This window comes from Rhizobium indigoferae, assembly GCF_034554815.1.
Classification (GTDB): Bacteria; Pseudomonadota; Alphaproteobacteria; order Rhizobiales; family Rhizobiaceae; genus Rhizobium; species Rhizobium leguminosarum.
Genome location: NZ_CP140635.1, coordinates 2,402,857 through 2,423,139, shown reverse-complemented (window position 1 = coordinate 2,423,139; position 20,283 = coordinate 2,402,857). Strand labels below are relative to the sequence as shown.

The 20,283-nt window shown below is 60.9% G+C and carries 22 protein-coding genes and 1 pseudogene; 17 read left to right on the top strand and 6 right to left on the bottom strand.

From position 1 onward, the window contains the following. Nucleotides 1–60: 60 nt before the first annotated feature. The 5 genes and pseudogenes from U5G49_RS12360 to U5G49_RS12340 all read left to right on the top strand — a co-directional run. Nucleotides 61–531 (top strand): annotated as a pseudogene (locus tag U5G49_RS12360) (LysR substrate-binding domain-containing protein); the annotation flags it as partial. A 141-nt stretch (nt 532–672) separates the two neighbouring features. Further along, the gene (locus U5G49_RS12355; RefSeq protein ID WP_193446592.1) at nt 673–1,761 is read left to right on the top strand and encodes an alpha/beta hydrolase; all 1,089 of its coding nucleotides are present in this window, start codon (nt 673–675) and stop codon (nt 1,759–1,761) included. Nucleotides 1,762–1,786: 25 nt separating this feature from the next. Then, entirely contained in the window at nt 1,787–2,203 is a 417-nt protein-coding gene (locus tag U5G49_RS12350; RefSeq protein WP_193446591.1) for a carboxymuconolactone decarboxylase family protein, read from the top strand. A gap of 70 nt (nt 2,204–2,273) precedes the next feature. Next, nucleotides 2,274–2,756 (top strand): cytochrome P460 family protein, encoded by a 483-nt coding sequence (locus tag U5G49_RS12345; protein ID WP_018242484.1) that lies wholly within the window; start codon nt 2,274–2,276, stop codon nt 2,754–2,756. Between the two features lie 33 nt (nt 2,757–2,789). After that, nucleotides 2,790–3,488 carry a DUF4405 domain-containing protein gene (locus tag U5G49_RS12340; protein ID WP_193446590.1) on the top strand — a complete coding sequence of 233 codons (699 nt, stop codon included), beginning with the start codon at nt 2,790–2,792 and terminating at the stop codon, nt 3,486–3,488. 114 nt (nt 3,489–3,602) lie between these two features. On the opposite strand, the gene U5G49_RS12335 is transcribed toward U5G49_RS12340, so the two are convergent. Both U5G49_RS12335 and U5G49_RS12330 read right to left on the bottom strand, forming a co-directional pair. Then, complete coding sequence (locus U5G49_RS12335; protein WP_018447223.1) at nt 3,603–4,190, bottom strand: hypothetical protein; 588 nt, start codon at nt 4,188–4,190, stop codon at nt 3,603–3,605. 19 nt (nt 4,191–4,209) lie between these two features. Then, nucleotides 4,210–4,596, bottom strand: a complete 387-nt coding sequence (locus tag U5G49_RS12330) for an acyl-CoA thioesterase (protein WP_003560314.1) — start codon at nt 4,594–4,596, stop codon at nt 4,210–4,212. A 290-nt stretch (nt 4,597–4,886) separates the two neighbouring features. Between U5G49_RS12330 and U5G49_RS12325 the strand changes: the two genes are divergently transcribed. From U5G49_RS12325 to U5G49_RS12310, 4 genes are all read left to right on the top strand, one after another. Continuing rightward, complete coding sequence (locus tag U5G49_RS12325) at nt 4,887–6,704, top strand: methyl-accepting chemotaxis protein (RefSeq protein ID WP_026230800.1); 1,818 nt, start codon at nt 4,887–4,889, stop codon at nt 6,702–6,704. A gap of 151 nt (nt 6,705–6,855) precedes the next feature. Beyond that, nucleotides 6,856–8,172 carry an extensin-like domain-containing protein gene (locus U5G49_RS12320; protein WP_027684088.1) on the top strand — a complete coding sequence of 439 codons (1,317 nt, stop codon included), beginning with the start codon at nt 6,856–6,858 and terminating at the stop codon, nt 8,170–8,172. 136 nt (nt 8,173–8,308) lie between these two features. Beyond that, entirely contained in the window at nt 8,309–8,656 is a 348-nt protein-coding gene (locus U5G49_RS12315; protein WP_047621033.1) for a CAP-Gly domain-containing protein, read from the top strand. Nucleotides 8,657–8,779: 123 nt separating this feature from the next. Then, a complete protein-coding gene (locus tag U5G49_RS12310) occupies nt 8,780–9,400 on the top strand; it encodes a hypothetical protein (RefSeq protein ID WP_193446589.1) in 621 nt (206 codons plus the stop codon). Nucleotides 9,401–9,425: 25 nt separating this feature from the next. On the opposite strand, the gene U5G49_RS12305 is transcribed toward U5G49_RS12310, so the two are convergent. Next, nucleotides 9,426–10,223 (bottom strand): class I SAM-dependent methyltransferase, encoded by a 798-nt coding sequence (locus U5G49_RS12305; RefSeq protein ID WP_047621031.1) that lies wholly within the window; start codon nt 10,221–10,223, stop codon nt 9,426–9,428. A 265-nt stretch (nt 10,224–10,488) separates the two neighbouring features. On the opposite strand from U5G49_RS12305, the gene U5G49_RS12300 reads away from it, so the two are divergent. Together U5G49_RS12300 and U5G49_RS12295 are read left to right on the top strand one after the other, a co-directional pair. Next, entirely contained in the window at nt 10,489–10,884 is a 396-nt protein-coding gene (locus tag U5G49_RS12300; protein ID WP_047621029.1) for an Ohr family peroxiredoxin, read from the top strand. Between the two features lie 117 nt (nt 10,885–11,001). Next, a complete protein-coding gene (locus U5G49_RS12295; RefSeq protein ID WP_047621028.1) occupies nt 11,002–12,045 on the top strand; it encodes a DUF3095 family protein in 1,044 nt (347 codons plus the stop codon). Between the two features lie 40 nt (nt 12,046–12,085). On the opposite strand, the gene U5G49_RS12290 is transcribed toward U5G49_RS12295, so the two are convergent. Continuing rightward, the gene (locus U5G49_RS12290) at nt 12,086–12,502 is read right to left on the bottom strand and encodes an NUDIX hydrolase (RefSeq protein WP_168331922.1); all 417 of its coding nucleotides are present in this window, start codon (nt 12,500–12,502) and stop codon (nt 12,086–12,088) included. 231 nt (nt 12,503–12,733) lie between these two features. Between U5G49_RS12290 and U5G49_RS12285 the strand changes: the two genes are divergently transcribed. Beyond that, nucleotides 12,734–14,035: an epoxide hydrolase gene (locus tag U5G49_RS12285; RefSeq protein WP_193446588.1), complete on the top strand. Its 1,302-nt coding sequence runs from the start codon at nt 12,734–12,736 to the stop codon at nt 14,033–14,035. A 32-nt stretch (nt 14,036–14,067) separates the two neighbouring features. Here the strand turns inward: U5G49_RS12285 and U5G49_RS12280 are convergent, their stop codons facing one another. Beyond that, nucleotides 14,068–14,541, bottom strand: a complete 474-nt coding sequence (locus tag U5G49_RS12280) for a MarR family winged helix-turn-helix transcriptional regulator (RefSeq protein ID WP_018242473.1) — start codon at nt 14,539–14,541, stop codon at nt 14,068–14,070. A 145-nt stretch (nt 14,542–14,686) separates the two neighbouring features. Then, on the bottom strand, nt 14,687–15,742 hold the full coding sequence (locus tag U5G49_RS12275; protein WP_193446587.1) for a GlxA family transcriptional regulator: 1,056 nt from the start codon (nt 15,740–15,742) through the stop codon (nt 14,687–14,689). 149 nt (nt 15,743–15,891) lie between these two features. Here U5G49_RS12275 and U5G49_RS12270 point away from each other — a divergent pair, with 149 nt between their 5' ends. The 5 genes from U5G49_RS12270 to U5G49_RS12250 all read left to right on the top strand — a co-directional run bounded on the left by U5G49_RS12270 (nt 15,892) and on the right by U5G49_RS12250 (nt 20,283). Beyond that, nucleotides 15,892–16,770, top strand: a complete 879-nt coding sequence (locus tag U5G49_RS12270) for an ABC transporter substrate-binding protein (RefSeq protein WP_018242471.1) — start codon at nt 15,892–15,894, stop codon at nt 16,768–16,770. 181 nt (nt 16,771–16,951) lie between these two features. Then, on the top strand, nt 16,952–17,704 hold the full coding sequence (locus tag U5G49_RS12265) for an amino acid ABC transporter ATP-binding protein (protein WP_047610405.1): 753 nt from the start codon (nt 16,952–16,954) through the stop codon (nt 17,702–17,704). 7 nt (nt 17,705–17,711) lie between these two features. Further along, entirely contained in the window at nt 17,712–18,371 is a 660-nt protein-coding gene (locus U5G49_RS12260) for an amino acid ABC transporter permease (protein ID WP_193446586.1), read from the top strand. Continuing rightward, complete coding sequence (locus tag U5G49_RS12255) at nt 18,368–19,030, top strand: amino acid ABC transporter permease (protein ID WP_193446585.1); 663 nt, start codon at nt 18,368–18,370, stop codon at nt 19,028–19,030. Before U5G49_RS12260 ends, U5G49_RS12255 begins: the two co-directional genes overlap by 4 nt. A 23-nt stretch (nt 19,031–19,053) precedes the next feature. After that, nucleotides 19,054–20,283, top strand: coding sequence for an Atu1372/SO_1960 family protein (locus U5G49_RS12250; RefSeq protein ID WP_193446584.1), 1,230 nt, complete (start codon nt 19,054–19,056; stop codon nt 20,281–20,283).

Below are 20,283 nucleotides of genomic sequence, written 5' to 3'. Positions count from 1 at the left end.
CGCAGTTGAGTTGACGTGAACTTAGTCCTCGTGTCAGCTTTCGATTAGATGCTGTAATGCGCCGGCATCCGGCTCGGCGAGCATTTGGCGAAGGACATGATCGCGGTTCGGATCGGCCCCGAGGTATGCATGGCGGTTGTTGGGGCGCCCTCCTACTTCGAGCACCATCCGCGCCCTGATGTCCCGCAAGATCTGACGGCTCACAACTGCATCAATATGCGGCTGCCGACGCACGGGACGATATATCCCTGGGAGTTCGAGAAGGACGGACGTGAACTGCGCGTCCGTGTCGAGGGCCAAACGGTGTTCAATAACATCGCCATGCGGATCGGCGCCGTGCTGGACGGGTTGGGACTGGCCTACATGCCCGAGGACCAGGTTCAGTCCTACATTGAAGACGGGCGGCTGATTCGGGTTCTGGAGGACTGGTGCCAACCCTTCCCTGGATACCATCTCTACTATCCGAACAGGCGGCATGCATCTCCCGCCTTCACCCTGTTCGTCGATGCGCTCCGCTATAGAGGAAAGTAATGCCGATTTTATTCCATCACGGCTTATCAACAGCTCGTGATTAATTAGTCCGCCTAATGGACCCTAGCTGTCCGAGGCGTCTAATCCTTTCGGTCCGATGCCGTTACCTTCTCGCCATCTGAAACGAAGCGAGAAGCCTACATGCGATATGGATTGTCCAACACCCTGGCCGCATTGCTGCTTGCCTCAGCGCAGCTTGCCGCGCCATTGGCGACAGCTGCCGATGCGGCAAAGCCGGAGCCATTGGTCATCCAGGAGCAGGGCAGCTTTGCCGTCGGAGGAACCAGCACGACGGCGCCCGGAACCTTCGATCCGCTGAAACCTCTCGATCCCGCAGGGCAGACCTATCACGGCGATCATGCCTTTACCTTCTATCAGGTGCCGGCAAACCCGCGTCAGTACCCGATCGTGATGTGGCACGGTGCCGGACAATTCTCCAAGACCTGGGAGACGACGCCCGACGGCCGCGAAGGCTTCCAGAACATCTTCCTGCGTCGAGGTTTCTCCACCTATCTCGTCGACCAGCCGCGCCGGGGCGGGGCGGGGCGGAGCATGGCCGAGACAACAGTGAAGCCGACGCCAGACGAGCAGCTCTGGTTCAACCAGTTCCGTGTCGGCATCTGGCCAAACTATTTCGACGGCGTGCAATTCTCCCGTGATCCGGAAGCGCTGAACCAGTATTTTCGCGCGATGACGCCGAACACCGGGCCGTTCGACATGGACGTTGTGTCGAATGCAGTTGCAAAGCTGTTCGAGAAAATCGGTCCCGGCATTCTTTTCACTCACTCGCAGGGCGGCGGACCGGGCTGGCTAACGGCCATCAAGAGCGACAGGGTTAAAGCCATCGTTGCCTTCGAACCCGGCAGCAGCTTCGTATTCCCGGCAGGCGAGGTCCCAGCCGATATGCCGAGCGCCTTCGACACGCTGAAGGGCGTGCCGGTGCCGATGAACGACTTTCTCAAGCTGACGAAGATCCCGATCGTCATCTATTACGGCGACAACATTCCCGACCAGCCGACAACGATGCCGGCGCAGGACAGCTGGCGGGTGCGCCTGGCAATGACGCGTCTGTGGCGCGAGACGGTGAACAGGCATGGCGGCGATGTCACCGTCGTGCACCTTCCCGAAATTGGCATCCGCGGCAACACCCACTTCGCGTTCTCCGACTTGAACAACGTAGAGATCGCCGATCTGGTCTCGACGTTCCTCCGCGAGAAGAAGCTCGACTGATCCCGGAAATCATGAGGTGAAGACCATGAAACAACTGTTGGGAAACCTGATGCTGTCGGCAGGCATGATGCTGGCCATTCTGCCGGGCGTCGTCAGTGCTCAGACACCGGCAGAAGGGGACGACAAGTCACGGCGCTCACGCGCCCAGCAGCTGATGGGCGCGACCGCGCCGAAGCTGGCTGAACTGACCGACGACGTCCTCTATGGCGACATATGGGAGCGCCCGCAACTGGCGAAGCGGGATCGCAGCCTGGTCACTGTTGCCGCGCTGATCGCTATGAACCGGCCCGACCAGCTCAGATCCCATCTTGCCATGGCCCGCCAGAACGGTGTGACCGAGGACGAGCTGATCGAGACGATCACCCACCTTGCCTTCTACGCCGGCTGGCCGAATGCGGTCTCGGCCATTGCCGTCGCGAAAGACGTGTTCGGACGTGAATGAGACGAGGGGCCTTCCGCTTTTGCCGAAGGCGGTCGCCGAATCTTCCGCACAAAACCAGGAAAAGACATCCATGCGTCATCTCATCAAGCGCATTTCCATCCTCTTTGCCATGGCCGGCGTTGCGGTTCTGGTCGGCTGGAAGGTCGACGCCGAGCCGAACCGGACGACGCTGCCGGAATTGGCTGGCCTCGTTCATTACACGACCGTCAGGCGCGGCAACGTGACTGAGCACATCATGACGACGAACGAAGCGATCCAGGCGGTGAAGAACGGGCAGCCTGCTCCAGACGGTACGCACTTCGTGCTGGTCGATTACCGCGATGGGGAAGTCTATCGCACCTTCGTCATGGAAAAGGGTTCCGGCTGGGGCGGCGATTATGACGCAGACCGTCGCACTGGCGACTGGCAGTTCCAATGGTTCAAGCCGGACGGCAGCGTCAACATGGCCGAGAACACGGCGCGGTGTCAGTCCTGTCATTCGTCCAGGGCCGACGAAGACTTCCTCTACACTCTCGACGCTCTCAAGGAATTTGACGGAGCCGTCATTGACTAGGCCGGATCGAACCCCTGGCGAGGGCGTCGCATCGTGAGTCCTTTTTTCGTGATCCGTCTCGTGCTCGACTTCACCGCGGCCGGACTACTTTTTGTCGCGCTCGCCTACTGGTGGCTCGACAACACCACGCATGAATTGATCGGCACGGGTATGTTCATTCTTCTCCTATCGCACAACGTCTTCAACAGACGATGGTGGGCGAGGCTTCCGAAGGCGGCGCGCGGCAGGCCGAGTTTTCTGACAATCGCTTCGAATATTTCGATCGCCTTGGCGATATCAGCATTGCTGGTGACCAGCGTGCTGATTTCCCGCACGGTATTTGCTTTCCTTCCCTTGAGCGGCGGGCCGACGGCACGCGAAATTCACATCCTCGCGGCCTATTGGGCATTCATCCTCGCTGCCGTCCATCTTGGCCTTCACTGGTCGATGATCATGGCCGTAGCGGGCCGGCTGTTGCGGGTCGGGCCGCCGGACGCGATCAGGACTGCATCCCTTCGTGCAGTTGCAGGCGGAATAGCGGCGTTAGGCATCCACAGCCTGTTCGTCATGGGAATCGGAAACCGGCTCATTGCCCGGCCATCGATCGATTTCTGGGACTTCCAGGAGTCCACGATCGGGTTCTTCCTGCATCACATCGCGATCCTGGCAGCGTGTGCGTGCGCTGCGCATTATGCGGCCGTCTGGCTTCGATGGGCGGGTGGGGCGCGCAGGGTCACGGACGCCGGCGAGTGATGTGTGCGACGGCTTTGTGGGGATGGAGTTTGCGGCTGCCCTTCGCATGGCTCCGGGCGTTCGGCCCTGTGATCGATCCACTGGATCGATCACTCCCGCGAGCGGGACCGGGCCTCACCCTAGAACATCATAGAGGCGGAAGATGAAGCTTATCTGGTAGATCAGGTTGGCGATGACGAAGGTGGCGTGGAAGCGGCGGTTGGGAGTCCAGGCGGCGATGGTGCAGAGGATGATGTAGACAATGTTGCGCGCGGGATATTCCCAGCCGAGCGAGAGGATGCGTTCATGACCTTTGATCGCCGTATCGAGAATATCGACGGCGTAGGTCAGGCCGAGGATGCCGAAGAACCATTTGCGCCGGGAAATGAAATATTCTTCGTAGCCGCCATATTCGTCGAGCGAGGCAGGAAAGAGCAGGGCGCAGAGCAGGAAGAACAGGCTGCAGAAGCAGATCAGGAAGAGATAGATGCCGAAGCCGATGGCCGGCACGGCCTGCAAGCGATATTCCCACCACCAGATATGGATGATGAACAGGAACATCGACAGCGCCCAGCCGAGATGGATGGGGTAGACCTTGGCCTTGGCTGGATGCTGGACGATGCCGGCAACGCCGGTCAGCACCCTGGCGAGCGAAAGGCTGATGACCATGCCCATCACCACCTTGATGTGAAGGAAGACCTCCGGCGAGCTGACCGTTTCCATGTTGTCGATCCCCGACCTGTCACTCCTCGGGGACTTGCTTGGGCTTGCCCTCTTCGTCGAGCGCCACCATGATGAAGGTGCCGGCCGTCACTTTTTCCATTTTGGCATAACGGGCGCGGTTCGCCCAGGCTTCGACGCAGAGCGTGATCGAGGTGCGGCCGACGCGCTCGATATCGGTATAGACCGACAGCGTATCGCCGATCTTGACCGGCAGCTCGAAAGCCATCTCCTTGACGGCGGCAGTGACGACACGGCCCCTGGCGCGCTCAGTGGCGCGGATGCCGGAGGCAAGGTCCATCTGCGCCATGACCCAGCCGCCGAAGATATCGCCAGCCGGATTGGCATCACCGGGCATCGCAAGTGTGCGCAGCGTCAGTTCGCCTCTCGGCTTGGCGGCATCGGTCATCAAGGGTTCTCCATCTGGGTGCGGCGTCGGGCCGGCGATTCACTGGAGAGTACCCTAGTGCAAAGGCCGTGGGCTGTAAAAGACAGCAATGCCGGGTGCTAGAGGCAGCCGGCGGGAAAAATGTTGCCGCCTTTGCCGATTGAAATTTCATTCGATTTCAAATGGTTGAATTTTACGGCTGTCACCTGACCTTACGTTATTTAATGGCCTTCTAATTAAGCTTTACGCTCCAGTAATTCCGGCAATTCAGAATGCGATCGATCTCAAATACAAGAATCGCCGGGAACCTCATGCGCAACGTCAAGATTTCCACCCGTCTCTACTGCCTCGTCGGATTCACGCTTGCCGTGCTTGCGGCGACGATGGTCTTCTTTCTGAACTATTCCTATTCCGAGCTGGAAGCGGAGCGGAAGGCGGGGCTGGCGCAAATGGATGCGACGGCGCTCGGCATCTTCGACAAATATTACAAGATGGAACAGGCGGGCACGATGACCCGCGAACAGGCGCAGGCGGCCGCCAAGGACGTGATCGGCGCGATGCGCTACGGCGCCGACGGTTATTTCTGGATCAACGACATGCGTCCCACCATGGTGATGCACCCGATCAAGCCGCAGCTGAACGGCACCGATATCTCCCAGATGAAGGATCCGACGGGCAAGTTCCTGTTCGTTGAGTTCGTCAACAAGGTGAAGAAGGACGGCAAGGGCTTCGTCGATTATCTTTGGCCGAAGCCGGGCGCCGACCAGCCGGTGCTGAAGTATTCCTATGTCGCCGGTTTCGAGCCCTGGGGCTGGATCGTCGGCACCGGTGTCTATGCGGATGATCTTGCCGCGCTCTATCGCCAGAATGCGATGTGGGCCGCAGTGCTCTGCCTGCTTGGCGCCGCCGCCACGATCGCGATCGCCTATGCCATCGTGCGCAGCGTCACGGCGCCGATCGCCCGGCTGAAGGCAGCGATGAACGCGATTGCCGCCGAAGAAGCATCGGTGGAGATCGCCGGCAGTGACCGTCGCGATGAGATCGGCCAGATGGCCAAGGTGCTGCTGGTGCTGCGCGACTCCGTCGATGAGCGTAGCGCGCTGCGCGGGCGGGAAGACGATAGGCAGCGGCAGATCGAGGAAGAGCGTCGCGGCAACGAGGCAAGTCTGCGTTCGGCGTCCGAGCGGCAAACTCTAGCGATGCAGGCGCTCGGCGTCGGCCTGGAGAAGCTTGCGGGCGGTGACCTGACGGTTGCGATCGGCGATATCGGCGAGGATTACGCCAAGCTGAGGGGCGATTTCAACGCCGCTGTCGATGCACTGAACGGCGTGATCCATGCGATCGCCGAATCGAGCCATGTGGTCAACGAAAGCGCTTCCGACATCAGCGAGGCGACCGGCAACCTGTCGAAGCGCACGGAGCAGCAGGCGGCCGCACTCGAAGAGACGGCGGCAGCGCTCGACGAGATCACCGCGACGGTCAAGACGGCATCCGAACGGGCGAACGAGGCGCGCGAGATGGTGGCCGAGACCAAGGCAAGTGCCGGAAAATCCGGCGAGATCGTCCGCAATGCGGTGACGGCGATGGGCCGGATCGAGGATTCCTCCAACCGCATTGGTCAGATCATCTCGGTCATCGACGAGATCGCCTTCCAGACGAATCTTCTGGCGCTGAATGCGGGCGTCGAGGCCGCACGCGCCGGCGAAGCGGGCCGCGGCTTTGCGGTCGTTGCGCAAGAGGTACGCGAACTCGCCCAGCGTTCGGCCAATGCGGCCAAGGAGATCAAGGAACTGATCAGCCGATCGGCGACGGAAGTCGAGGGCGGTGTGGCGCTGGTGCGCTCGACGGGCGAAGCGCTGCTGGAAATCGAGGCGCTGGTCAATCAGGTCAACGACCACGTCGCCTCGATCGCCACTGCGGCACGCGAGCAGTCGACCGGGCTGAACGAGATCAACGGTTCCGTCAACCATATGGACCAGATGACCCAGCAGAATGCCGCGATGGTCGAGGAGACGACGGCGGCGAGCCGCACGCTCGCAGACGAGAGCACCCAGCTGAAGACGCTGCTTGCGAATTTCCGCCTGCGCGGGGAGCAGTCAGCAGTCACCCGATACACACGGGCTGCGTGAGGAAACGGAGAGATCAAGGGCCGGGAAACCGGCCTTTTTCATTTCCGTCGCCTTCAGATTGTGCCGGTAAGTTTTCATTCACCGTTTTTAATTAAAATTAGAGTGAGTTTTTTCGGTCACTGCCCAGCCAGCCTGCGGAAGCGATAAGAGTATGGCGTTTGTTTCCTTTCCTCGGCGAACCCTTTTGCCCGTTATCCTCTCGGCGGCGCTGACGACCTGTTCGATCAGCGACGGACTGGTGCCGCCGGCCAATGTCGACAACGGCACCAGGGTCAGCTCGATCTCGCCCGCGCGGGCGCCAGCGGCGCGCATGGCGCCCTCGGTCCGAATGGCACCTGTGGAAAGTCAGGCCTCCTATCCAGTTTCCAGCGCGCCCGTCGGCAATAGCCAGGGCTCCGTCGATTACCTCGACACGCCGAACCTTGCCGGTACCGGCCACGCTGCACGAGCCGCTCCGCCGCAAACCGCACCGGGGCGCAAGCTGCCGATGATCGACAGCGACGAGGCGCTGGCGCAGCAGAACCAGAACTGGGGCGGCACGCAGGATCTTGCGATCCCATCCGGCGGCGTCAACATGGATGATGAGCTCGGAGCCGAGCCGGTCGTCGGGCTGGCGCAGGAACAACAGCAGCAGATCGCCGAGGGCAATGCCACCGAGCCTGTTGTCGACGGCATCGGCACCGACAATCCGACGCAGCTCAACCAGCCCATGCGCCAGCCCGCGCAGCAACCAATGCCGCAGCCGGCTGCGCAGACGCAGATGAGCCGGGCGCCCGCCTGGAACGACGGCAGCCCGGTGGTGGCGCCGACCCGTGTTCCCGAAGAGGACGAGAGCGAAGAGGTCGCGATGCTGCGGCCGAACAATCCGATGATGAGCGAGCCGGCGGCACCCGTCGATCCCAGCGTCATGCCATCGTCCGAGCTTGCCTGCCGGCGCGAGCTGAAGCGCATGGGCGTGCTCTTCGACGACAAGCCGCCGATTTCGAACGGCCCGGCCTGCCAGGTGCCTTATCCGGTGTCGCTGAAGGGGCTTTCCGGCAATATCGGCGTCCGCCCGGCTGTAACGCTGAACTGCCAGGTAACGCTCGCCTTCGCCAAATGGGTCAAGAACGAACTGGCACCGTCCGCCCGCTACCGTTACTGGTCCGGCATCAAGACGATCCAGCCGCTCGGCGGCTATTCCTGCCGGCGCATGAACAACAGCCGGCAGAAATACAATCCGATGTCGGAACACGCCCGCGGCAACGCCATCGACGTCGGCAAGTTCGTGCTGAAGAACGGCCACGAGATCGACGTGCGCAAGAAGGGCCTGTTCTCGCTGCGCGAGGGGCGGCTGCTGAAGGCGGTGCGCAGCGACAGCTGCCGCTATTTCAACACCGTGCTGGGGCCTGGCAGCAACCCGGAGCACTGGAACCACTTCCACTTCGATCTTCGCTCCCGCAAAAGCGGCAAGGCCTATTGCGACTGATGCATGTCCTCCTGAACCATGCGGCGGATGCTGATGTTGCGGCCGCAATTGGGCCGGCTGGCAGAAAACGGTTCATCCCCGCCGCAGGGCACGCTATAGATCGGCCAGGCGGATTGCCGTTTCGAGAGTTTGATCCATGAGCTATGATTTCCACGTCGGCCAGAAGGTCGTCTGCATCAACGATACCTTCAAGCATGTCAGCATCGACCAGCTCATCCGCAGAGGCGAGATCTATACGATCCGCTGGGTGGGCGAATATACCCATTATATCGACGGCACCTTCATCGGGGTGAAGCTTGCGGAAATCAATCGCGGCAATGACGACGGGCCGGAGGGTTATGGTGCTGCCGACATGCCCTATCGCGCGACGCGCTTCCGGCCGTTGGTGAAGGACAAGATCGGATCGCTGCGCAAACTTCTGGCCCCGACGCCCGATGCGCCGGTGGAACCGAAGGAAAAAATCAGGAAGAGAGAGAAGGTCTGAGCGCCGCTCGGCGACATCGGCATTTTCCCGACTTTATGCGCGCGACATCAACGCCGTGATAACGCGATTGTGCCTTCAGGGTGCCTGTGCAACAGTCCGCGTCGGACATGTTGAGGAGGGGCCGTGAGACCGATTTCGAGAATTCTGGCGCTTTGCGCCGCCATCGCCATCATGATCTCGGCAGCGGTGGCGGCGTCAGCCGATCCGCTGGTTTTCAACTATCATGGATGGCAGGTCGATCTCACCAACGCCAAGGGCGCGGAGCCCGACCGGGAGATGGTCGCGGCCGTCAAGCGGCAGCTCGACATTGTCGAGCATGTCGATCTTAAACCCGATGTTCTCACCTTCATGCGCACGATCAGGATCTGGGCCAACCCAGCCGCCGCAAAAGCCGGGCCCGGCCATTACAGTAGCAAGACCGGCATCGACCTGCGCGTCAAAAGTCTTGCGCCCGACACGCCGATCATCCTGCATGAACTTCTGCATGCCTACCACGACCGGATGCTTCCGGGCGGATTCGACAATCCCGATGTCAAGCAATTCTTCGATATCGGCCGGCGGGTCTGGCCGGGCGATTCCTACATGATGAGCAATGGTCACGAGTTCTTCGCGGTCACGGCCAGCGTCTACCTGTTCGGTGACATCGATCGGCCGCCTTATTCGCGCAGCCAGCTGCGAGAGCAGCAGCCGCGATACTACCAGTGGCTCGCCACGCTGTTCGACGACGGCCGGCCGCGCTCGTAACGTCGCAGCAGATGCAGTGATCGGATCAGGCCGTCTTCCTGCTCAAGAACAGCGCAGTTTCCTTGCGGACCTCAAGCACGCCGTTGCACTGCCTGAACGCATCGGCAATGGCTTGACGGAACCTGGTGAGCTGCAGTTCGCCGGCGCCATCGCCGGGTGGATAGGAGGTGAGCGCCAGGAATACATCCTCGGGCTCAGTGATCCGCAGGCTTGCCGGATGCTGCGACATGCTCACGTTTCCAAATTGCGACCGCATCAATCGTTCGGCAGCGTCATATCCGAAGGCTTCGGCAGCCGGATCGGATGGGGCACTGCCGAATATCGTCGTTAGCTCGTAGATCTCGCGCATATTGCCGGCGCCGTTGGTTGTGACCGCGAGTAAGCCGCCTGGTTTCAGCACTCTTGACATGTCCGCGATGCCGGCGGCCGGGTTGGGCAGGTGATAGAGCATATGCATCGCGACCACGGCATCGAACACGCCATCTTCGAAGGGGAGTGCGGCTGCGTCGGCTTGGCAACCCCGGACGGAGCCGAATGGCAGGGCGTTGCAACGCGCCACCGCCTCGTCGACCATGCCTTGTGAAAGGTCGGCGAGCGTTAGGTCAAGATTCTCCGGCAGCAGACCTGCCGTTGCTGCCCAGAACCAGGCCGGCCCGCAGCCGACGTCGAGGACACGAGCGCCTGGCTTCAGGGACAACCGCGCCGCAACCCATGGAAACCAGGCCGTCTCGGCGATGGTGTATTGGCTGTGCAGCCGAGCCCGCGCGGCGAGCTTCCGGCTGTCCCCATACTGTCCCGCATTGTCTGCTGTTATGGAGGACATGTCATCTCTGCGGGCTTTTCACGGGCGCCACCTCGCGCTTGCCGGCAGAACCTATAGGGGGCTCTCTTCCCGGGCAAGACGTGACTTTGCTCAGCGGGTAGGTCTGCTCGCGCAGCTGCCGTCGAGGATTGCCTTGATGTGATGAGTTTGGCGGAGAAGCAAATCGTATCCGATTAAATCGGAATGTTGACATCGGTTTTGGTGCGGCGTATTAGAGCGCATCCGATTTAATCGGATGCGTAATAAAAACCGAAAGGATATCACCATGACCGAGAAGCTTCTCTTTACCGGCAAAACCCACATCTCCGGCGGCCGCAACGGCTCTGCACGCAGCAGCGACGGCACGATCGACATCAAGCTGCCGCAACCGCATCCAGCTGCCGAAAACCTGTTCGGCATCGCTTGGTCGGCCTGCTATATCGGCGCCATCGAGTTCGCCGCCTCGCAGCGGAAGATCACGCTGCCGGCCGGTCCCGAGGTCGATGCGGAGATCGATCTTAACGTCGATAACGGTTCCTTCTTCCTCAGGGCGCGCCTCAATGTCAGCCTGCCCGGCATCGATCGCGACGTCGCGCAGGAGCTGATCGAGGCAGCCCATGGCATCTGCCCTTATTCCAAGGCGACACACGGCAATATCGACGTCGAGACCAAGCTTGTCTGAGCGCGGAAGGGTAGACCTCACCGCCAGAGGATTTGATGCTGAGGGCCTGCCGATCGCCGGCAGACCCCTTCCTGAGGTAGCAGGCACCGGAAATCTTGCCGATCTGGAGAATACGCCATGATCAATAGCCACGCCCAACCGCACCAGGCCTATGACGAGTTTTCGCTCGTGCTCGATCCTGATGTCTATGAGCCGTTGCCCGATGACTGGCTGATCGGCATCACCGACGTCGTCAGCTCGACCGCGGCGATCCGGTCGGGGCGCTATGAAGACGTCAACTATGCCGGCGCATCTGTTATCGCGGCGCTCGGCAATGCCTGGGGTTCGTTCGATTTCCCCTTCGTGTTTCGTGGGGATGGGGCGGCATTCGCCTTGCCGCCGCACGGCATCATGGCCGCGACCTCGGCGTTGCGGCAGGTCGCGAGCTTTGCAAGAAGCGATCTCGATCTTTCCCTTCGGATCGGGCTACTGACCGTGCGTGAAATCCGCAATAGTGGGCGCGACGTCAGAATTGCCCGCTATGCGGCTTCGGAAAAAGCGACCTATGCGATGTTTGCAGGGGGAGGGCTCAAATGGGCGGAGCAGCAGATCAAGAGCGGCCGGTATCTGGTCAAGCCGGGCCGCTACGCGACGAAGCCTGATCTGGCTGGCCTCAGCTGTGACTGGACCCCGTTCCCAAGCCAACGTGGCGAGATCCTGTCGCTGCTGGTCGAGCCAAGCGACCATATCAGTCCCGAGGTCTTTGCGGCGCTGGGGAAACGTGTGCTTGCGGTTTTCGATGCCGCGCCGCGCCAGTCTCATCCGCTTCCCGGCGGTGTTCCTTTGTCAGGAGAAAGTGGGAAGCAGGTCGATGCGAAAGGCTGGTCGGAGGTCGCCGCCAATTCGGATTTCCGCAAGTTCGACGACGGTTTGCGCCTGACGCTGGACTGCACGCCGGAACAGATCGACAGGGTCGAAGCGATCCTCGTTCCGGCAAGGGCGCGCGGCGAGATCAACTTCGGACTGCACCGCCAGTCGCATGCGCTGATGACTTGTCTCGTGCCATCGGACAGGCCGGATTCGCACCTGCATTTCCTCGACGGGATGGGCGGCGGTTATGCGAGGGCGGCCGAGATGATGGAGGCTGGTGCGCTTGGCGACGTCCAGCATCATGCGCGCTGAAACCCGTTCAGCCGGCGAGACGTCGTGACCGCCAAGAGACCTAAGCGGGTGTGCCTGGTTCCCGCATGGCCAGGTTTGCCAGCATCTCAGTGAGCTGAGGCAAGGCCAATTCGGCTTCTTTTTCTATCGCGGCGGCGGTGAACCATCTGAGCTCGGTGTGTTCATCACCGATAAGTCGCGGCCGGCCGTGCCATTTATCGACGTGATAGACATGGAACGTGACGGATGCTTCGGGCGGGCCTCCCGATCCGAACCGTCCTGCAAACTGCCAGAGCTCCGGCGTCACGCCTATTTCTTCCATCAATTCCCGGCACATTGCCGTCTCGGCGTCTTCACCCTCTTCGATATGGCCGCCCGGGAGGCTCCAGCGATCCGGGTGCACCTTGCGCTCCGAACTGCGCCTGGCCAGAAGAACGGTTCCGTTCCGGCTCAAGACGCCCATCGCGATGTCGGGCATGCATTCTCCTCTCCTCATCAATCTCACGCCGATGCTGCCCGCAGCCACGGCTCTTTGCAATGACCAGTCGTCCATCGAGACAGTCGAGGTACAGCCTGACAGGGTAAGTTGACCCCTGTATTGCCCGGGCGCATAGTCCCCGGACAGACGCGAATGACCTGCTGCTGCGAACGAGGTCGGTCAGTCGATCTTCGTCCGTTTCCGAACAGATCAAACGGAGAGGAGAGCGTCATGCCACCCACATCCCTATCAACGCCCACGCGGCGCGAGCTGCTTGCGGCCACGGCCGCCGCCGGAGCCATGACCATGCTTGCAGGGACGCGCATCGCGCAGGCGAATGGTGATGGGCTTATCCCCTTCAGCGTCAATTTTCCCGAGGATCAGCTTGACGATCTGCGCCGGCGCGTCGTGGCCACCCGTTGGCCTGACAGGGAGACCGTCGCGGACGATACCCAGGGCGTGCAGCTCGCAACGATCCAGAAACTCGCGAAGCATTGGGCGACGGATTACGACTGGCGCAAGATGGAGGCGCGGCTCAATCCCTTGCCGCAATTCATCACCGAGATCGACGGGCTGGATATCCACTTCATTCACGTGCGCTCCCAGCATAAAAATGCGCTGCCGTTGATCGTCACACATGGATGGCCTGGCTCGATCATCGAGCAGCTGAAGATCATCGAACCGCTCACGGATCCCACGGCGCATGGCGGGAGCGAAGACGACGCATTTGACGTGGTGATCCCGTCTTTGCCGGGCTACGGCTTTTCCGGGAAACCGACGGGGTCGGGGAACTGGAACCCGCCGCGCATCGCGCACGCTTGGGTGACGCTGATGCAACGTCTCGGCTACACGAAGTTCGTGGCGCAGGGTGGCGACTGGGGCAACGCGGTCACCGAATTGATGGCGGTGCAGGAGCCGCCGGGATTGCTCGGCATCCACACGAACATGGCGGCCACGGTTCCGGCTGACATCGCCAAGGCTCTTGCCGCCGGCGGCATGCCGCCAGCCGACCTGTCGCCGGACGAAAGGCGCGCCTTCGATCAGCTCGACGATTTCTACAAGAATGGGCTGGGCTATGCCATCGAGATGAACAACCGGCCGCAGACGCTCTACGGCATCGTCGACTCGCCGGTCGGGCTTGCGTCGTGGATGCTCGATCACGACATCCGCAGTTACCGGCTAATCGCCCGCGTTTTCGACGGAGAGCCCGAGGGGCTGACCAAGGACGATATCCTCGACAACGTCACGCTCTACTGGCTGACGAACACCGCAATCTCCTCGGCACGCCTCTATTGGGACAACGCGCACCATCCGTCGGGCGGGTTCTTCGACCCCAGGGGCATCAAGATCCCGGTGGCGGTCAGTGCTTTTCCCGATGAGATCTACCAGGCGCCGCAGAGCTGGGCGGAGAAGGCCTATCCGAAGCTCATCCACTACAACCGGCTGCCGAAGGGCGGTCACTTCGCCGCCTGGGAACAGCCGATGGCTTTCACTGCCGAGCTTAGGACGGCGTTCCGGCCGCTGCGGCAGTAGACCCGGCCCGGATCAGGCGACTGATGCCGCGATCACGATTTCCCCGGTTCGCCCTGCGTTGACCGCAGCAGGTTGTCGCGTAGCGTCGTCACCGATTTCTGCACGACGGGAAAGTCGTCGCCGAGGCCGATGGCGCCAAGCAGCGCGTTGCCGGGATCGGTTTCAACCAGTTGGCGTCCTGCCGGCGTCAGGCTGACCCGCACCTGCCGTTCATCGGCGGGATCGCGGTGACGGGTGATAAAACCATTCGACTCCAGCTTCTTGAGGATGGGAGTCAGGGTGTTGGATTCGAGGAACATCTTTTCCCCCAACACGCCGACGGTCTGGTCGTCCTCTTCGGAGAGGGCCACCATAGCGATATATTGGGTGTAGGTCAGGCCAAGCTCGTCCAGGATTGGCTTATAGGCGCGGCCGAAGGCGAGATTTGCCGAATAGACCGCGAAGCACAGGAAATTCGAAAGTTTCCGGCCGTCCTTGCCCGCCGGCGGGGAGGCGGGCGCGGGCATATCCGGCCCCTTAGCTGCTTTAGATGTTGGCATCGGTCCATCCTGTCCGGGCTTTCTAACGATGAGACCTATATAAGTCGTATCCGATTAAATCGCAATGGTGCCGAAGTCGGTTTTCGATCCTGCCGTGGTGACCCGACAAAGATCAGCGGAAACTCCTGGGAGGCTTCCCATACTTCTTGCGAAAAGCGGTCGCGAAATGGGCGGAGTCGGAGAATCCGATTTCAAAGGCGATCGCCGTCATGGGCAGTGGGCTATTTTCGACCAGAAAACGGCCATAGCGCAATCTCGTCTCGACGATAAAGCGCTTCGGGGTCATGCCGATATTGTCCTGGAAGAGACGCGCGAACTGGCGTGGCGACAGGCCGACCATAGAGGCCACCTGTTCCGGTGAGACGTCGCGGCCTTTCCGACTCTCGATGAGAACGACGGCTCGCTGTATGCGCGAATCTTCTGTGCGGCGAAATGTTGTGGCGCGGCCGTGATCGAAGACGCTCATGTGCTTCTGCTCCGTGAGCGAAAGCTGGTGCACCGCCTTAGCCGCCCGATCCGGTCCGCAATGCGTGCGGATGAGTTCAGTCATCAGCGACAGGATCGATACGCCGCCAGGCACGGTAATGCGACCGTTTTCGATCAGGAAATCATCGCGCGTGGAGAAAGCAAGACGCGGAAAGGCAATCCGGAAATCCTCCGCATGAAACGGATGAACGCACGCCTTGCGTCCGGCAAGCAGTCCTTCCTGCGCCAAGACGAAGGCGCCCGTGCAAACACCAATTACCGGGACACCTGCCGATGCCGCCACCCTGAGATAGTCGCGATGCTTGCTGGGTGCAGCGCGCAGATGTGGCAGGAGGCCACCGATAACCACGACGTAGTCGAAGTCGGTCGGGTTGGTGTAGGGCGCATCGGCATGAACCCGGATGCCGCAGCTGGCGACCGCTGCATGGCCCGGAGCCCCCATGATCGACCAGCGACAATGTAATGGACGGGAATTGTCGGCGAAGTCCGCCGCATGCCTGAGAGGCTCGACGATACCCGTCAGCGACATCATCGGGAAGGTCGGCCAGAGGAGAATGCCGACGGAGAGATCGGCCTTTCGGTCGCGTGCGACCAGAAGCCGCTCGGCCCAAAGATCGTCGAGCCAGCGCACATAGTCTGGCTCGCCGGCGGATGCTTCAGGAGGTTGCTCGGATGTGATCATGGCGCAGCCATGTCCTTTTTTCAAAGAAAATGTCTGATTTATAAAATTCAGGCGCGGTCTTCAGTGTCAAGTTTCTTCTCGTCGAACGCGACATCCGGGGAGCAGAAACCACCGGACCGGGGAACCAACAAATCAAGGATCACAGAACAATGGCACTTTCTCTTTCGAGAAGGATGGTGACGTGCGCTCTGCTGGCAGGCAGCTTCATGTCCCTTTCATCTATCGCCAATGCTTTCGAACTTGCCGAGCAGGGCAAGCTGACGGTTGCCTTCACCGGCGACATGCCCGGCTCCGGCTGGCAGGACGGGAAGCTGATAGGCTACGACGGTGAAATCATGCAGCGCATTGCCGACAAGCTCGGCCTCAAGATTGAGCCGGCGCTCATGGAATGGTCGGGTACGATCGCCTCCGTTCAGTCAGGCCGCGTCGACGTCATGCTCGGCACCATGGGCTGGACCGAAAAGCGTACGAAGATCATGAGTTTGTCTGAGCCGATCCACTACTTCAAAAATGGCATCATGCAATCGACGAAGACGAGTTGGGACAAGCTTTCCGATTTGGAAGGCAAGAAGATCGGCACGATCACCGGATTTTCGTTCATTCCGGAATTGAAGAGCATCAAAGATCTTCAGCTCTCGCTCTACGACACGTCCGACGCGGCCGTGCGCGATCTTATTGCCGGGCGCATCGACGCGGTCATCGGCGATCCGCCGGTGGTCTCCTATGCCATCAAGCAGAACCCTGATTGGAATATGCACTTCCTTGCCTTCACCGATAACAGCCCGGACTTCCCGCTGCTGACCGGTCTCGGCCAGGTGGTCTATGGCCTCAATCAGAAGAACGACGATCTGCGCCAGAAGATGGACGCCATCATCGCTGACATGTGGAAGACTTGCGAGATGAAGGAAATCGGCGCCCGCTACGGATTGTCGTCGGATGTCTGGTTCAAGCCGGTGGGCCAAAACTTCCGAGCCGGCGTCGATCGCCCGGCAGATTACAAGCTGCCGTCTTGCGCAGCTGGCGGATGAACGGCCGTGCGGACGGAAGCTGCACGGCAGCTTTCGTCCACCCTCTTCGCCTACTGCATAATTCCTTAAATCGGAATCGATTTCAGGAGAAAATTATGCAGCAATTCAAAGTGCTACAGCGTCCTTGGCGCGTCTGAAAAGACGCGCGGCGCTGTAGATATAGTCGCATAAGGAAACGGCGATGAATGCGCTTCTCAGCGTTGCAGGCCTGCGCAAGAGCTATGGTCCTATCGAAGTTCTCAAAGGCATCGATTTCGATGTCGCGCCAGGTGAGAAGATTGCCCTGATCGGCCCATCCGGCTCTGGGAAATCCACCTGTCTGCGCTGCATGAATTTTCTGGAAAAGCCCAGTGCCGGCGAGATCCGCCTCGACGGCGAGCGGATCGGTGTGCGCAACGGCCATGTCATGAGCGACCGGCAACTTGCACCGCAGCGCGCCGAGATGGGCATGGTCTTCCAGCTCTTCAATCTCTGGCCGCATCTGTCGGTGACGGAAAACGTGGCGATCGCGGCGCGCAAGGTGCGCGGCCTGCCTGCTGCCGAGGCCCGCGAACTGGCGTTGGAGATGTTGGCCAAAGTCCATATGACGCACCGCGCCGACGCCTCACCGCTCGAACTGTCCGGTGGCCAGCAGCAACGTGTCGCGATCGCGCGGGCGCTTGCCCAGAAGCCAAAGCTCATGCTGTTCGACGAGCCGACATCCGCACTCGATCCCGAACTGGTCCAGGAGGTTCTGAAAGTAATGGAGGAGCTGGCAGCCGAAGGGCGCACGATGCTGATCGTCACGCACGAGATCGCGTTTGCGCGCGACATTGCCGATCGCGTCCTGTTTCTTGACGGCGGCACCATCGTCGAAGCCGGGCCGGCGCGCCAGGTCATAACCGCTCCCCGCGAAGCGCGAACGCAAGCGTTTCTCAACAAGATCCGGCACTAGGCGCGTCATGACCGGATTTTCGATATTCTTCTCGGTCGTCCAGGGGCTCGTCGCCGGGCTTGGCGTAACCGTTTTCGTCACGATCGCTTCGCTGGCGCTCGCAGCCGCCTTCGGGTTCCTTCTCGCCCTGCTCAGGCAATTTGCCGGGATCAAATTCATCAATCTGGCGATCGATGTCTGCTGCGAGATTCTCTGCAATGTGCCGGCGTTGACGCATCTGTTCATCCTCTACTTCGGGCTTGCCAGCATCGGCGTGAAATTGACGTCGATCACGGCGGCCGTCCTGGGCCTCGGGCTCATCGGAGCGGCGATCACCTGTGCAATCTTTCGCGCCGGTTTCGCCGCGCTGCCTGGCGGGCAGGCGGAGGCGGCGCTTGCCGCAGGGCTGACCCCGCTCCAGACCATCTTTGAGATCCTGACGCCGCAGGCCATGCGGATAGCGCTTCCAGGGCTCGGGAACTACGCGGTGCAGCTTCTCAAGGATACATCCGTCGTCTCGGCCATCGCGGCGCCGGAAATCATGTTCTTTGCCCGCTCAATGGTGACGTCGTCCTTCCAGACAACAATGATCTACGCGACGGCGGCGGCACTCTACCTGTTGCTGAGCTTGCCATTGATGCAGGTCACGCGGTTCCTCGAAAGACGTTATGGGAGATTGAAAGGATGAGCGCTTTCCTAGCGCCCTATGGCGATTATGGTGCCGAATGGCTGCCTCTCCTGCTGCGGGCGATGGTGAATACGGCCCTGCTTTCTGTTTGTGCCTTTGCCCTGGCATTCGTTTTTGGCTTGCTGCTTTCGCTCTGCCAGAAATCCAGTTTCGCGGCGCTAAGGTATTTTGCGGCCCTTTATGTGACGATCATGCGTGGCGTGCCGCTGCTGGCGGTTTTGTTTCTGCTTTATTTCGGCTTGCCGGGTATCGGGATCGTCTTTGATGCTTTCGGCGCGGCGATTGCGGGCCTGGCGTTGTGTTTCGCGGCCCAGGTCGCAGAGCTTTTCCGCGCCGGCCTGAAGGCTATACCTGCCGGGCAGAGCGAGGCAGCGTTAGCCGCGGGCTTCACCCCGGCCCAGAGCTTCGTCCTGATCATCCTGCCGCAGGTCGCGCGTGTCATTCTGGCGCCCATGATCATCACCTTCGTCTCGCTGCTCAAGGATTCTTCGCTCGCTTCGCTGATTACCGTCAACGAACTGGTTCTCACCGGGCGGTCAATGGCGACCGAGTATTTCCTGCCCTTGCAAATCTACATTGCCGTCGGCCTCTGCTATTTCGCGATAGCCTGGCCTTTCTCGGTCCTCTCGCGCCGGCTAACCCTTCCGGCCACCCGCTAACTCGTCATCACAAGGCCAAGACCATGACCATTGAAACGACCGTTGCCACCGGCGACGCACGTCGGCATGCAACGCAATCGGATGAACCTCGTTGGCCGGTGATCCTCATGACGCCCGACCTCAGCGAAGCGCCTGATGCTCCGACCGAGAAGGAGTATGTGGTACGCGCCAACTATGCGGACGCCATAGCCGAGGCAGGGGGAATTCCGTTGATCCTGCCTTACAATACCCGGAACCTGGCACCGGCCTTGGCACTCGCCGATGGAATCCTCCTTACCGGTGCGCGGCCGGGGACGGAGGTGACAGGCGCGCGCAGGCAGTTCGAAATTCAGCTGGTCGAGCAAGCCTTGAAAACCGGCAAGCCGCTTCTCGGCATCTGCCATGGCATGCAACTGATCGGTGAATGCCTTGGAGGCAAATTTCAAACCGAGCTGCCGGCCGCCGACGTATCCCACATCCCGCAAGATGTCCCCGACGTGCTGGCGCACGAGATCATCGTCGAGCAGGGCAGCGTGCTCGCCAACTGGGTCGGGAAGAGGTCGGCGCGCGTCAACAGCCTGCATCGGCATGCTTTGGCCGGCCACGGACGATTCCGTGTCGCTGCAAGGGCGCCGGACGGCATCATCGAGGCATTCGAAGGAGAAACAGACGGCTTTTGCCTGGGTATCCAATGGCACCCGGAATACCGGCTGACTGAACTCGACAGGAATATCATGAGGGCCTTCGTCGACCGCAGCGCAGAAGCGGCGGCCCGCAAGGCACGCAATGCTTCGTCGGCTGGAAGCAATCGCGTGCGCGAACGGCTGGTACAGCTCGAGCTTGCCCTACCGGAAGCATCCTCGCCGCCGGGTGCATTTTCCGGAGCTGTGCGGACCGGCAATATCATCACCATTTCCGGTCAAGTGCCGTTGAAGGATGGCGTGGTGCTGCAGACGGGACACCTCGGAGCATCAGTCTCCATCGAAGAGGGGCGAGAATGTGCGCGTTGGGCGCTTCTCAATGCGCTTGCCCAGTTGGAGGGAGCTGCGGGCGGCTTCCACAAGATCCTGGGCTTCGTACGGCTGGCGGGCTATGTCGCGGCAGATGCTGCTTTCGAGCGCCACGGCGCGGTCGTCGATGGCGCTTCGGAACTGCTCCGAGAGCTTTTCCCGGATCGATGGACGCATGCCCGCATCGCGGTCGGCGTTGCATCCCTGCCACGTGGGGTTCCTGTTGAAGTCGAGCTGACGGCCATCGTCGGCGACGAGGCCTGA

Bases quoted from the DNA above. Each gene is read 5' to 3' on its own strand.
- U5G49_RS12265 (WP_047610405.1), top strand. From the start codon at position 16,952: ATGAATGCGCTTCTCAGCGTTGCAGGCCTGCGCAAGAGCTATGGTCCT.
- U5G49_RS12270 (WP_018242471.1), top strand. From the start codon at position 15,892: ATGGCACTTTCTCTTTCGAGAAGGATGGTGACGTGCGCTCTGCTGGCA.
- U5G49_RS12295 (WP_047621028.1), top strand. From the start codon at position 11,002: ATGATCAATAGCCACGCCCAACCGCACCAGGCCTATGACGAGTTTTCG.
- U5G49_RS12260 (WP_193446586.1), top strand. From the start codon at position 17,712: ATGACCGGATTTTCGATATTCTTCTCGGTCGTCCAGGGGCTCGTCGCC.
- U5G49_RS12280 (WP_018242473.1), bottom strand. From the start codon at position 14,541: ATGCCCGCGCCCGCCTCCCCGCCGGCGGGCAAGGACGGCCGGAAACTT.
- U5G49_RS12255 (WP_193446585.1), top strand. From the start codon at position 18,368: ATGAGCGCTTTCCTAGCGCCCTATGGCGATTATGGTGCCGAATGGCTG.
- U5G49_RS12350 (WP_193446591.1), top strand. From the start codon at position 1,787: ATGAAACAACTGTTGGGAAACCTGATGCTGTCGGCAGGCATGATGCTG.
- U5G49_RS12355 (WP_193446592.1), top strand. From the start codon at position 673: ATGCGATATGGATTGTCCAACACCCTGGCCGCATTGCTGCTTGCCTCA.
- U5G49_RS12325 (WP_026230800.1), top strand. From the start codon at position 4,887: ATGCGCAACGTCAAGATTTCCACCCGTCTCTACTGCCTCGTCGGATTC.
- U5G49_RS12330 (WP_003560314.1), bottom strand. From the start codon at position 4,596: ATGACCGATGCCGCCAAGCCGAGAGGCGAACTGACGCTGCGCACACTT.
- U5G49_RS12345 (WP_018242484.1), top strand. From the start codon at position 2,274: ATGCGTCATCTCATCAAGCGCATTTCCATCCTCTTTGCCATGGCCGGC.
- U5G49_RS12320 (WP_027684088.1), top strand. From the start codon at position 6,856: ATGGCGTTTGTTTCCTTTCCTCGGCGAACCCTTTTGCCCGTTATCCTC.
- U5G49_RS12300 (WP_047621029.1), top strand. From the start codon at position 10,489: ATGACCGAGAAGCTTCTCTTTACCGGCAAAACCCACATCTCCGGCGGC.
- U5G49_RS12315 (WP_047621033.1), top strand. From the start codon at position 8,309: ATGAGCTATGATTTCCACGTCGGCCAGAAGGTCGTCTGCATCAACGAT.
- U5G49_RS12335 (WP_018447223.1), bottom strand. From the start codon at position 4,190: ATGGAAACGGTCAGCTCGCCGGAGGTCTTCCTTCACATCAAGGTGGTG.
- U5G49_RS12285 (WP_193446588.1), top strand. From the start codon at position 12,734: ATGCCACCCACATCCCTATCAACGCCCACGCGGCGCGAGCTGCTTGCG.
- U5G49_RS12290 (WP_168331922.1), bottom strand. From the start codon at position 12,502: ATGCCCGACATCGCGATGGGCGTCTTGAGCCGGAACGGAACCGTTCTT.
- U5G49_RS12250 (WP_193446584.1), top strand. From the start codon at position 19,054: ATGACCATTGAAACGACCGTTGCCACCGGCGACGCACGTCGGCATGCA.
- U5G49_RS12305 (WP_047621031.1), bottom strand. From the start codon at position 10,223: ATGTCCTCCATAACAGCAGACAATGCGGGACAGTATGGGGACAGCCGG.
- U5G49_RS12275 (WP_193446587.1), bottom strand. From the start codon at position 15,742: ATGATCACATCCGAGCAACCTCCTGAAGCATCCGCCGGCGAGCCAGAC.